Below are 11,653 nucleotides of genomic sequence, written 5' to 3'. Positions count from 1 at the left end.
GCCTGGGCGATGAGGAGCGGATCGTCGGCCGCCCGGTCGACGGCGGCCTCGAACCACGGCCTGGCCTTCTCGGCGAGGCCGGCGATCGTGTCGACCGCACCCCGCGCGAGCCCGGTGTCGATCGCCGCGTGCAGCAGTTGCGCGCGGGTCCCGTACGTGCTCGGCCGGGCCAGGAGCCCCGTGTAGTCCAGCACCAGATCCGGATCCACCACCACGTCGTCCAGGTCGACCGTTCCGCTACTGGTGGTGCGTTGACCGAAGGCGTCCCAGTCGGTGCCGATGGTCACCCCTTCCGCGCCCGCCGGAACATAGGCGATGACGCTGCCGCCGTCCGGCCCGAGCGCCCGCACCGCCAGGATGTCCGCGAAGATCGCACCGGTGCAGTAGAACTTGGTGCCCGAGAGCACCAGCCGTCCCGTGCTGCGGCGAAGTGCGGTGGAATCGTCCCGCGTCGTCCTTCCCCCGAGTTCGGTCTGGGCGTTGGCGACCAGGGCACCATGAAGCACACGCTCGGACAATGATCGCCGCAGGACGTCCGAACCCCCGCGCCAAGCGGCGTCGAGGAACGTGAAATGGCTCTGCGGGATCTGTGCGAGGCTCCCGTCGGCGGCGGCGATCGTGGCGGTGACCGCCGCGACGGTGGAGACGGGTAGACCCGGACCCCCGTACTCCGTGGGTACCGTCAGTGCGAACAGGCCTGCGGCTGACAGCGCCTCCACCTGCTCGACGGGCAGCGCCTTCTCGGCATCACGCACGCTCGCACCCGCGGCGACGGCGGGGGCGAGCGCGCGCGCCGTGGCGACGGCGGACTCGCTCGTGATGGCTTCTCTTTCGCTGACGCCGAGCGCCATCAGCTGTAGAGGGTGAAGGCCGGAGCGGTGTGGTTCAGGGTCCAGTCCCCGATCTCTCGCGCCTTGTAGGCCACCGGGTCGTGCACCGTGTGGGTGCGCGGGTTCCGCCAGTGCCGGTCGAAGCCGTAGGTGCTGGACGTGGCCCGTGCTCCCTGGATCTCGAACAGGCGCGAGGCCACCTCGAGCGAGACCTTGGTGGTGACGAACTTGGCTTCCGCGATCGCGATCGCGGTCTCGGCGCGTTGCTCCGCACTGAGGCCCGGGCCGAAGTCCAGGGCCTGCTGCAAGGCGGCACCGGCCCGGTCGGCCAACAGAGCCGCGCCGGTGATCCGTGCCCGTTGCTCACCGATCAGTTCAAGGATGTACGGGTCCTCGGTCGCCGAGTCGAGTCCGGAGGTCTCCCACGGGCTCGCGTTGAGTCTCGTCCAGTCGAGCGCCTCGGTGAACGCACCCTCGGCGGTGCCGATGTAGAAGTTGACGAACGCCAGCTGCCAGTGCGGTGTCACCAGCGTCTGATACGGCGAGAACCCGGGCGGGGAGTCCGGATCGCCCAGGATCTCGTGGCGTTCCACCCGGGCATCACGGAATTCGACTCCTCCGGAGTCGGTCAGCCGTTGGCCGATGGCGTCCCAGTCGCCGTCGGGCTCGAACCCGGGGCGATCGGTGGGCAGGGTGAGGAACACCAGGTCGCCCTGGAACGACGCGGTGACCGAGAGATGGTCGGCCACGCTCGCGCCCGATGCGAATGTCCGGCGCCCGTTCAGCCGGAAGGCGTCGCCGTCACGGGTGAGCTCCAGGCCGTCGGCTCCCCGCGGGTTCTGGACGCCGCCCCAGAACAGCTTCTCCTCCGCGTTGCGTCGTGAGAGTGCCTCGGCCTGCTCGGGCGTACCGAACAGGTGCGGGATCCGCTGTTGGGCGTAGTGGTACCCGATGAGGTGGGCGATGGAGGTGTCGCCGCGTGCGATACGGCGGGTGATCTGCTGAGACTGAGCGAAATCCAGTCCCGAGCCGCCGAACTCGACGGGCTCGCCCACCTGCAGCAGGTCGTGCCGGCGGAGCAGGTCGATCTCGGCGGTGGGCGCGGCGTTCGCGCGGTCACGTTCAGCTGCGGTCACGCCCAGTTCCGCGGCGACCAGATCGGCCCGCCGGAGAGCGTCGTCGAAAGCGGCCTGGTCGCCGGAGGTGCGCTGCCCTGAGTTGATGGTGGATGTCATCGGTGTCGTCCTTCTGTGATCGGGGAATGGGTGGGCTCGGGCTGAGTCGTGTCAGGTGGCGGGGACGAGGACGCCGTTACGGGCGAGTTCGGACTCGAGCCGCCCGCTGGCGAGCAGGTCTGCCTCGAGTTCGCGGACGAGCGGAAGGATGGTGGCACCGAAGTACTCGACGTCGTCGATGCAGTGCAGGAAACCGAGGAGGAAGAGGTTCACACCCCGCGTCTTGTAGGCGACGATCCGCTCGGCGATCTGCTCGGGGGTGCCGATGAGTCCGGTCCGGAAGCCGTCGTTGTACTGCACGAGGTCCGAGAACTCAGAGTCCTGCCACATCCCCTTGCCGTCGCCGGTCGCACTCCCGGCCTGTCTGACGGCGGATCCGAACCCCTCGACCGCCTCGCGGTCGGCCTTGGCGACGATCTCGCGGAGGACATCGCGGGCCTCGACCTCGGAGTCGCGACCGATGAGAAAGCCGTTGAGCCCGAACTTGACGGTGCGACCGTGCAGGGCGGCCTCGGTGGTCACCTCGACCACCTGCTCGGTGAGTCCGTCGAAGTCCTTGCCGTTGCTGAAGTACCAGTCGGAGACCCGGCCGGCCATGGCCCGAGCGGCCGTGGAGTTCCCACCCTGGAAGATCTCGGGATGGGGCCGGCCCGGAACGTCGAGCGGCTTCGGTCTGAGGTCGAAGTCGTGCAGGCGGTAGAAGTCGCCGGTGAACTCCGCGTGGTCGTCGGTCCAGATGGTGCGGAGGTATCTGATGAACTCCTCGGCTCGGCGGTATCGCTCGTCGTGTTCCAGCCACGGCTCACCCAGCTTGGTGAACTCGTCCTTGAACCAGCCGGACACCACGTTGACCGCGGCGCGGCCGTTCGAGAGATGGTCCGCGGTGGCGAGCCATTTCGCCAGGACACCCGGTTGCCACAATCCCGGGTGGACAGCGGCGATGACCTTCAACCGCTCGGTCGCGAGAAGCAGCGCCAACGAGAAACTCGTCGACTCCTGCTGGTACGCGGCTCCGTAGGACGCGATGTACCGGACCTGGGTGAGCGCGTAGTCGAACCCGTTGTTCTCCGCGGCGACCGCCAGACGCCGGTTGTAGTCGTAACTCCAGTCGGTACGCTGCTCGATCGTCGACACGACCAGCCCTCCGCTCACGTTGGGCACCCAGTAGGCGAACTGCAGTGGTGCGGCGGCGGTCTCGAACTGTTGCTCAGGACTGATTTCGGGCATGGCTGATCAGGACTCCTCACGAGTTGGTCGGGGACGAAAGCGAACCGGCTCACCGGGCGATCGAGGTCCTCGCCTCACCGGTGCTGCGGCCGTGCGGTAAGTCTGCGCACTGAGGCCGCCGACGTCGACGATTCGGATCTCGGTGGTGCTATTGGCAGTGGATCGCCGGGATCAGGAGCCGCCCCCCGACAGTGTCGGAGAACCCGGCGTCACGACGCGCGCGCCACGTCTGAATCATCGGGTCCCGCCTGTATCCGACTGAGACAACTCCGAGACCTGAGTCGGGAATACTCAACTACGGCGGTGAGTTGAACCGTGTGCGATCCCGGAGACGCCGGGCGCATCCCGACCAGTCCTGAAGGAGACCATCATGGCCACCACCACCCGTTTCGATCCGTTCCGTGAGCTCGATCGCCTCCTGGGCGAGGGGCTGCGCAGCGCGACCGCCTCCACCTCGCTGCCGATGGACCTGTACAAGGAGGGCGATCGCTTCGTGGGCCTCATCGACCTGCCGGGCGTCGATCCCTCCAGCATCGACATCGACGTGGAGGACCGCACGCTCACCGTCCGTGCCGAACGCCGCGCGCCCGCGGAGGGTGATGCCCAGTGGCTCATGCATGAGCGTCAGTCGGGCACCTTCGCCCGGCAGCTCGCCCTGGGCAAGGGCCTGGCGACCGACAAGATCGAGGCCGACTACAGCGACGGCGTGCTGCGCCTGGTGATCCCCGTGGCCGAGGAGGCCCAGCCGCGCAAGATCTCCGTCTCCCACGGCGCCCGGAAGGCCGAGCAGGCAGAGATCGTCGAGGGTTCCGCCGACCTCGGGAGCTGACCGCGGTTCTCGTGTCCACCTGACCACCGCCCGGCCCCCCACCAGGCCGGGCGGTGGTTCTCATCCGGCTCGCGCACCCCGGCCGCGTCCACGCGCTCACCTGCCGCCGCACGGCGCACCGGGATCACCCACCACCACCAGTACATCCGTCGCCCGGGACAGCCCCACGTACACCCTCTCGCGGACCCGGTCCATGCCGTCGTGGTGGTTGCACACCAGCACCACGGCGCGGCGCTCCAGGCCCTTGAACCCGAGCACGTGGCCGTAGAAGATGTCCTCGCCACTCCAGAACGTCTCCCAGTAGGTGTCATTCCCGCCTTCCTGCAACTCGACCTGCATCGGGTGCCGCGATCCGGTGGTCAACAACGCGACGTCCCGCGGTTCCCAGCCCTCGTCGAGCAGTCGCATGGCCTCGTCGTCGCCGGCCGACACGGGGTCGGCGCCCTCCGGCACCTCGACGTAACGGACCGCGGGCCCCGAGCCGCCGCGCAGCTCCATCCGTTGTCCCACCAGGGGCAGGAAGGCACTGGCGATCTGACGCGTGTTACGCAGATTGTGATCGAGCACCAGCGGCACCAGGTCGACGGGCGGCCGACCGGTCCGCTGGAACACGCTCTGCCCGGCGTCGCCGACGATCATGAGACGGCCGAGCTCACGATCGCGCAGTGCACCGATCACCGGACGCCACCAGCTGTCGGCGAAGTCCTGGGCCTCGTCCACGATCACGGCGTCGAACCTCTTGCCGTCGGGCAGTTCGTCGGCGAGCTCCGCCATGAGGCGCGGGAGCTCCTCCTCCCACCACCGGACCGTCTCCTCGGACCGCACCCGCTCGTCGGGCCCGGCAGGAGCTCCCCACTCGACGCCCAGCGCGTGGAACTCCCCCACGTACGCAGGCCGTTCGCGTCTCGTCCATCCGCTCGTGACGCGTCTGAGGTATCCCGCGAGGCCGTGCGAGTAGCAGATCAACGCGACGCGCTGCCCGGCCCTCGACAGACGCCGCGCCTGCTCGAGTGCGAGGTAGGTCTTGCCGCTGCCCGCGCCACCACGGATCTCCACGCGCGGCAGTGCGTCGACCGCCCGGAGGAGCACCGATTGCTCGCGGGTGAGCGCGTCGGCGATGTCGGCGTTCTCCGCGGCGCGGGCCACCACATCCCGCTGCGGCAGTCCCCGGCCGCCGAGGACGTCCGCGAGGCGGGTGACGGTGTCCGCGGCGAGGAAGGGTCGATCCCTCGGCCCGGAGTTCCGCGCGAGACGGTAGGCGAGGGTGGCGAGCTGGTCGAGTTGATCACGATCGACGATTCGTTCGCGCTGTATGTCGGGACGTGCGAAATCCCCCGGGATCGAAGCGTGGGGGAAGACCAGCATGTGGGTCCAACGCTGGTGCTGCCGCGGCCATCGTGGGTCCGCGTCGACATGACCACGCAGGGCGTAGAGGGCATCTCGACACTGGGTGACGGGATCGATCGTGTGCTGCTTGCCGCCGGTCCCCTGTCGCCACCGGCCGTCCTCGATCGTGATCGATCCCGCCTTGATCTCCATCGCCACGATCCCCGCCCCGGGCATGGCCACGAGGACGTCCACCTCGTGCTCCTTCTCCGCGGTGGAGACGCGCTGCCCCACCACGATCAGGCTGTCGTCGGAGAGTTGATCGCACAGGAGCTCGACGACCTTCTCCTCGGAGGGGTGGCCGTAGACGGGAGTGTCGGGAATGACGCGGGGCATGTTCCAGGAGTACCCGCCCGCGCCTGCGGATCGGGTCGAATCGCCGGGTCCTGCCGACACCGCACCGCGGTGAGACCTTCGCGACACCGTGTCAGCATGATACTGACATGGTGTTAGCATCTTCTCCGTTCCCGATGTCGATGCCGGAAGGCCTCCATGTTTCTCGCCCTACGCGAACTGACCTTCGCGCGATCCCGATTCACCCTGATGGGCTCCGTCGTGGCCCTGATCAGCGTCCTCATGGTTCTCCTCGCCGGGCTGTCCTCGGGACTGGTCAACGACGGCGTCTCCGGCCTGCAGCGCATGCCCGTCCAGGCCGTCGCGTTCGCTCCCGAGACCCGCACCGACTCGGCGTTCACCCGATCCGTGGTTGGGCCCGACCAGGTCGAGGCCTGGGCCGCACGACCCGACGTGTCGGTGGCCACACCGATGGGTCTGTCGATCATCAACGCCAGGACCTCCTCCGGGACCCCGGTGGACCTCACCCTCATCGGCGCGGACCCCGAGGGCCCGCTCGTTCCCGAGGTGGCCGAGGGCCGGGCGCCCGCGTCCGACGGGGAGATCCTCATCAGCGCCACCGCCGCCGATTCCGTCGGCCCGGGCGACACGGTGACGGTCGACCGACTGGGGATCCCCCTCGAGGTCGTCGGCATCGCGGCCGCCCAGCACACCTTCGGCCACGTCGACATGGCCTTCACCACCCTGGCCACGTGGCAGGACGTGCACGCTGGCACCCGCTTCGGCGAGGAGTCGCGCGCCGGCGCCCGTGAGGAGTACAGCGTCGTGGCCCTCGCCGGGGTCGACGGCGAGTTGCCCGACCTGGCCACCGGCGATGCCGCGGCCGACACCTCGGCGCGCACCCTGGAGGAGTCGTTCGACTCCTCGCCCGGATACCAGGCCGAGATGATGACGATGTCGATGATCACCTGGTTCCTGTACGCCATCTCAGCGCTGGTCGTCGGTGCGTTCTTCGCCATCCTCACCGTCCAGCGATCCCGCGAGATCGCTGTCCTGCGCGCCATGGGCGCCTCGACCGTGCGACTCCTGGGCGACGCGATCGGGCAGGCCTTCATCCTGCTGGCGGGGTCCATCGCGGTCGGTGTGGCCATCGGCGTGGGAGTGGGGTCGTTCCTGGTGGGCACCGGCATGCCGTTCGCCCTCGAGACCGGACCCATCGCACTCGGAGCCGCCCTCCTCCTGACTCTGGGACTGGTCGGCGCCACCCTCGCCACCATCCGCATCACCGCCGTCGACCCGCACAGCGCACTGGGAGAGAACCGATGACCACCACCACACACACCGGCGACGCCTCCACCCCGGGCCTTCGCCTGAGCGGTGTCGAATTGACTTTCCGGGACGGCGACCAGACCGTCTACGCGCTGGCCGGTGTCGACGTCGAGGTGGCCCGTGGCGAGGTCCTGGCCGTGGTCGGCCCCTCCGGAGCGGGCAAGTCGAGCCTCCTGGCCGTGGCCGGCGGACTGCTGTCCCCGACCTCAGGCACCGTCGAGGTGGGCGGCCGCGACATCACCGGTCTCGGTCGCCGGGACCTCACCCGGTTCCGGCGCGACCACGTCGGGTTCGTGTTCCAGTCCGGCAACCTTGTGCCCGCTCTCACCGCGCGCGACCAACTCCGGCTCGTGGGAACACTCGGCGGAGACCGGTCCCGGCGTCGCGATCCCGACCACCTGCTCGAGGCCGTCGGTCTGACCCACCGCGCGCGCCGCCGCCCGGCCACCATGTCCGGCGGCGAGCGTCAGCGGGTGGGCATCGCCCGCGCCCTGATGTCCTCGCCGGATCTGCTGCTGGTGGACGAACCCACCGCCGCGCTGGATCGCAGGACCAGCCACGACGTGGTGCGCCTGCTCGCGGAGGAGACCCATCAGAACGGCGTCGCGACGGTTCTGGTCACGCACGACCACGAGATCCTCGAACACTGCGACCGGGTCCTGGAGATGGTCGACGGGCGGCTGCACGCGCACGTGTGACCTGATGGACACGTATGATCGGGCCTCCGCCGAGAAGGTGACGGGAGACCGACATTCCACGTATCGACGCCCCCACCGTGGGCGAACACCGGGACGCCAAGCGTCGGGTCCTGCTCGACGCGGCCCGGTCGATGCTCTCCGAGGCCCCCGGTACCCCTCCCGACATCAACGAGCTGACCGCCCGGGCGGGCATGACACGGTCGAACTTCTACACCTACTTCTCCTCGCGCGCGGAGTTGGTCGTCGCCGTGGCGGAGGACCTCATGCCACGGTGGATCGACACCGTCACGGGAGCAGTTCGTGACGCAGGCGGCGGTCGCCGGGGGGTCGTGGCCTACGTGCACACCACGCTGGATCTGGTCGCCGCCGGTGACCACGCGATCCTCACCGCGCTGGCCGCGCAGCTCCCCGACGGCCCGGCACGCGAGCGGCTGACCCGGATGCACACCGAGATGACCACCCCACTGCGCGAATCGCTCGCCGAGTCCTCCCGCTCCGATCCACAGTTGACCACCGAGCTGGTCATGGCCGTGACGTTCAAGGCCTCCGAACTCATCGAGGGCGGGCGGCCACTGGACGAGGTACTCACCGCGGTGGACGCCCTGATCGATCCGCCCGGGTGAAAGGCGAGGTGGCACGGCGACGGGGTCGTGTCCCACGGTCGCGCGTCACCCCGGCCCGATCGCCCACCCCGTCGTCATCTGCCCGGCGAACACCGGCAGCCGCGCGAGGATCCGGTTCTGCTCGGCCCGCGGCCGGAAGCCCACGTCCAGGTAGCCCGGTGCCTCCGCCGGCCGGTCGCGCACGAGCGACCGGAACGCCGGCACGAGATCCTGCTCGATGTACTCCCAGCGCGGTTCCCTGTCGGCCCAGTTGAACGCGGGCAGCGGGGTGTGCAGCACCGTCGGTCGGCCGTTGACGTCCGCGCGCACCGACAGCGGGCGGAACCCACCCAGGGTGGAGGCCCCGGGGATATCGGGGGAGCCGCCCACCGTGGTGATGTAGGTGAGCACCCGACCGACGTCCCCTCGGCCGGCCGCCGTCGCGTCCCACTGGTCGGCGATGATCTGGTTCTGCTCCCGCGACGCCATCCGCAGCAGCGCCTCCGACCTGCCGTCCGGTGAGCCCTCGTCGAGTCCCCGCCAGGCCTCGAGCGCGTACTCGTCATACGCCCCGCCCGCCGCGAGTTCCCTGACCGCCGGCAACCCCCCTGCCAGGTAGGCCTCGTGCATCGGGACCATGTCCATGAAGATGTTGCGCTGCATGATCAGCAGCCGGTGCAGGTACCAGTCCACGTCCGGTCGCGTGAGCGTCGGACCGGCGGTGGCCAGTAATCCCACGTCGCGCGGCATCCCGGCCGCCAGCTCCCACGGCACTCCACCGAGGGCGTCACCGACCCCGGTCCCCACCTCGTGCACCCCGGGCACGCTGAGCACGCCCCCCACCTCGTCGAGGTCCCAGAACCCGGCGGCGAACGACATCCCGGCCATCCCGGCCATCCCGGTCCACCAGAACCCGTCGTGGGAGTTGTACAGCCGCAGGTAGTTCACGTACACCTTGTCGACCGTCTCCAGGTTCGCCTCCAGCCCCCGGGCCGGCTCCCACTCGTCGAGGTCGATCCCCGCGTTCTGGGCACCGACGACCAGCCAGTACTGGCGGGCCAGGGTCCCGTATCGCTCCGGCGCCACGCCCGCGGCCCGCACCACGTCCAGCGCCGCCCCCAACTCGTCGCGATCGGTGGTCATGGAGGTGGAGAAGCCTCCCGCCGACTCACCGTGCGGGTTGTCGGCCGCGACGTCCAGGTAGACGGCATAGGGTTGCGCGCTGACGTGGGCCGGCAGGTGGACGAACGCCAGGACGGCCACGAGGAATGCGGCGATGACCTCGCCGAAGACGCGTTGGGATCGAGTCGTCACTGGTCCCCCGAACCGCTGGATGTGATTCAGGTCACTCTAAGCCAGTCCGGCCGGGCCCGCGACCGGACACGCGGAGCCGCCCACCCCGATGAGGCGGTTCGGGGTGACAGGGGCAACAATGAACCCCGTCCATCGTCGATCAGCTTTCCAGGTGACAAGGAAGTCCACGTGAGCACCTCCATCGATCAGGCCCCGGCCCGGAGCGCAACCCGAGATCTCGCCCAGATCGCGGTGTTCGCCGCCCTCATCGTCGTCCTCGGTCTCCCCGGTCAGATCAGCATCGGCTCCGCCGGGGTGCCGATCACGCTGCAGACGCTCGGCGTCATGCTCGCCGGCGCCCTTCTGGGCTGGCGCAAGGGACTGCTGTCGGTCCTCGCGGTGATCGTGATCGGTCTCGCGCTGCCCGTCCTCGCCGGCGGTCGCACCACACTCACCGCGCTGGCCAGTCCCACCGCGGGTTTCCTCATCGGCTGGCTCCCGGCCGTCGTCGTGATCGGCCTGCTCACCGCGATGCTGATGCCGCGGTACCGGCTGATCCCCGGGCTGCTCATCAACATCCTCGGCGGCATCGTGGTCATCTACGCCTTCGGCGTGGTGGGCATGCTGATCCGCACCGAGCTGACGTTGACGGCCGCGATCGCGGCGAACGGCGTCTTCCTCCCCGGCGACCTCGTCAAGGCGGTCATCACGGCGGTCGTCGCCGTGCAGGTCCACAAGTCGCGGCCCGGTCTGATCGCCCCGCTGCGTGGGCGTCGTCCGACCCCCGCGTGACCGACCCCCGCGTGGCCGACGACCGAGGCACCGAGATCCGCTTCGACGGCGTCAACCACGCCTACGGTGACCGGACCGTCCTCGCCGACATCGATCTCGTGCTGTCCGAGCGGCGAATCGGGATCGTCGGCGTCAACGGCGGGGGCAAGTCGACGCTCGCGCGGATGATCAACGGGCTGGTCGTCCCCACCTCGGGCACGGTGACCGTCGACGGCCTCGACACGCGCCGCAAGGGCGCGCAGGTGCGCCGCCGGGTCGGCTTCTGCTTCACCGACCCCGACACCCAGATCGTCATGCCCACCGTGGCGGAGGACGTCGAGTTCTCCCTGCGCCGATCGGGCCTGAACCGCGAGGATCGACGACGACGGGTCGACCAGGTGCTCGCCACCTACAACCTCTCCGATCACGCCGATCACCCCTGCCACCTCCTGTCCGGCGGGCAGAAGCAACTACTCGCCCTGGCGGCGGTGCTGGTGATCGAGCCCTCGGTGATCGTGGCCGACGAACCCACCACCCTGCTCGACCTCCGCAACCGCGCGCTGGTGGCCGAGACTTTCGCCGGACTCCCCCAGCAGCTCGTGGTGGTGACCCACGACCTGGACCTGGTGGCCGACTTCGACCGCGTGCTGGTGGTGGACGGCGGCCGGGTGGTGATCGACGACGCCCCCGCGGCCGCGCTGTCGGGGTACCGCCGGATCGCGCTGCGTCCGGGCTCGGGTACCGGATCGGGATCGGGATCGGGATCGGATACCGCTTCGGGGCCGGGGGTCTAGGTGTTCGCCACCTACCAACCCGGGCACTCGCTGCTCCACCGCCTGCCGGCGGGCCTGAAGATCCTCCTGGTCTGCGCGCTGATCCTCGCGGTGTCGCTGTCGGTGCGGGACGCCTGGCACGTGCTGCCCGCGCTGGGGTTCGCCGCGGCGCTCTATGCGATCGGGCGCATCCGGCCGCGCGCCGCCTGGGACCAGGTGCGTCCGGTGCTGCCGATGTTGCTCGCGATCCTGGTGTTGCAGTGGATCGTCGCCGACCTCGACACCGCTCTGCGCGTGAGCGGTGCGCTTCTGGTGGCGGTGGCGGTGGCGGGCCTCGTCGCGCTGACCACCAGGGTCTCGGACATGCTCGACGCGGTCACCCGGGC

Annotated in this window: 11 protein-coding genes and 1 pseudogene; 7 read left to right on the top strand and 5 right to left on the bottom strand. The window is 69.7% G+C overall.

The features are described 5' to 3' along the window. From G6018_RS04675 to sfnG, 3 genes are all read right to left on the bottom strand, one after another. A partial coding sequence (locus tag G6018_RS04675) for an acyl-CoA dehydrogenase family protein (protein WP_182638908.1) occupies positions 1-851 on the bottom strand: 851 nt, incomplete at its 3' end. Beyond that, positions 851-2,065: an acyl-CoA dehydrogenase family protein gene (locus G6018_RS04670; protein ID WP_182615436.1), complete on the bottom strand. Its 1,215-nt coding sequence runs from the start codon at positions 2,063-2,065 to the stop codon at positions 851-853. The genes G6018_RS04670 and G6018_RS04675, both read right to left, overlap by 1 nt. A gap of 51 nt (positions 2,066-2,116) precedes the next feature. Then, positions 2,117-3,292, bottom strand: a complete 1,176-nt coding sequence (sfnG, locus tag G6018_RS04665; protein ID WP_179525123.1) for a dimethylsulfone monooxygenase SfnG — start codon at positions 3,290-3,292, stop codon at positions 2,117-2,119. A gap of 370 nt (positions 3,293-3,662) precedes the next feature. Between sfnG and G6018_RS04660 the strand changes: the two genes are divergently transcribed. Further along, positions 3,663-4,121 (top strand): Hsp20/alpha crystallin family protein, encoded by a 459-nt coding sequence (locus G6018_RS04660; RefSeq protein WP_107756271.1) that lies wholly within the window; start codon positions 3,663-3,665, stop codon positions 4,119-4,121. Positions 4,122-4,217: 96 nt separating this feature from the next. On the opposite strand, the gene G6018_RS04655 is transcribed toward G6018_RS04660, so the two are convergent. Further along, a complete protein-coding gene (locus G6018_RS04655) occupies positions 4,218-5,843 on the bottom strand; it encodes an ATP-binding domain-containing protein (RefSeq protein ID WP_182615434.1) in 1,626 nt (541 codons plus the stop codon). Positions 5,844-5,999: 156 nt separating this feature from the next. Here G6018_RS04655 and G6018_RS04650 point away from each other — a divergent pair, with 156 nt between their 5' ends. From G6018_RS04650 to G6018_RS04640, 3 genes are all read left to right on the top strand, one after another. After that, positions 6,000-7,127 (top strand): ABC transporter permease, encoded by a 1,128-nt coding sequence (locus G6018_RS04650; RefSeq protein ID WP_179525121.1) that lies wholly within the window; start codon positions 6,000-6,002, stop codon positions 7,125-7,127. Then, positions 7,124-7,828, top strand: coding sequence for an ABC transporter ATP-binding protein (locus G6018_RS04645; RefSeq protein WP_179525120.1), 705 nt, complete (start codon positions 7,124-7,126; stop codon positions 7,826-7,828). The genes G6018_RS04650 and G6018_RS04645 overlap by 4 nt, the downstream gene beginning before the upstream one ends. Before the next feature lie 77 nt (positions 7,829-7,905). Next, a complete protein-coding gene (locus tag G6018_RS04640; protein ID WP_179525119.1) occupies positions 7,906-8,451 on the top strand; it encodes a TetR/AcrR family transcriptional regulator in 546 nt (181 codons plus the stop codon). Positions 8,452-8,496: 45 nt separating this feature from the next. On the opposite strand, the gene G6018_RS04635 is transcribed toward G6018_RS04640, so the two are convergent. Further along, on the bottom strand, positions 8,497-9,744 hold the full coding sequence (locus tag G6018_RS04635) for a hypothetical protein (RefSeq protein WP_182615433.1): 1,248 nt from the start codon (positions 9,742-9,744) through the stop codon (positions 8,497-8,499). Positions 9,745-9,912: 168 nt separating this feature from the next. On the opposite strand from G6018_RS04635, the gene G6018_RS04630 reads away from it, so the two are divergent. The 3 genes and pseudogenes from G6018_RS04630 to G6018_RS04620 form a co-directional block, all read left to right on the top strand. Continuing rightward, positions 9,913-10,515: a biotin transporter BioY gene (locus G6018_RS04630; RefSeq protein WP_182615431.1), complete on the top strand. Its 603-nt coding sequence runs from the start codon at positions 9,913-9,915 to the stop codon at positions 10,513-10,515. Further along, positions 10,512-11,288 carry an ABC transporter ATP-binding protein gene (locus tag G6018_RS04625; protein ID WP_347237796.1) on the top strand — a complete coding sequence of 259 codons (777 nt, stop codon included), beginning with the start codon at positions 10,512-10,514 and terminating at the stop codon, positions 11,286-11,288. The genes G6018_RS04630 and G6018_RS04625 overlap by 4 nt, the downstream gene beginning before the upstream one ends. Further along, positions 11,289-11,653, top strand: a pseudogene (locus G6018_RS04620) (energy-coupling factor transporter transmembrane protein EcfT); the annotation flags it as partial.

Origin of the sequence: Dietzia sp. DQ11-44 (assembly GCF_014145205.1) — a bacterium.
GTDB lineage: Bacteria > Actinomycetota > Actinomycetes > Mycobacteriales > Mycobacteriaceae > Dietzia > Dietzia natronolimnaea.
Note: the sequence above shows the minus strand (reverse complement) of the source record. Positions and strands in the feature narration are given on the sequence as shown.

Excerpts from the sequence above, each read along its gene's own strand:
- G6018_RS04655 (WP_182615434.1), bottom strand. The coding sequence starts at position 5,843 with ATGCCCCGCGTCATTCCCGACACTCCCGTCTACGGCCACCCCTCCGAG.
- G6018_RS04645 (WP_179525120.1), top strand. The coding sequence starts at position 7,124 with ATGACCACCACCACACACACCGGCGACGCCTCCACCCCGGGCCTTCGC.
- G6018_RS04650 (WP_179525121.1), top strand. The coding sequence starts at position 6,000 with ATGTTTCTCGCCCTACGCGAACTGACCTTCGCGCGATCCCGATTCACC.
- G6018_RS04660 (WP_107756271.1), top strand. The coding sequence starts at position 3,663 with ATGGCCACCACCACCCGTTTCGATCCGTTCCGTGAGCTCGATCGCCTC.
- G6018_RS04670 (WP_182615436.1), bottom strand. The coding sequence starts at position 2,065 with ATGACATCCACCATCAACTCAGGGCAGCGCACCTCCGGCGACCAGGCC.
- sfnG (WP_179525123.1), bottom strand. The coding sequence starts at position 3,292 with ATGCCCGAAATCAGTCCTGAGCAACAGTTCGAGACCGCCGCCGCACCA.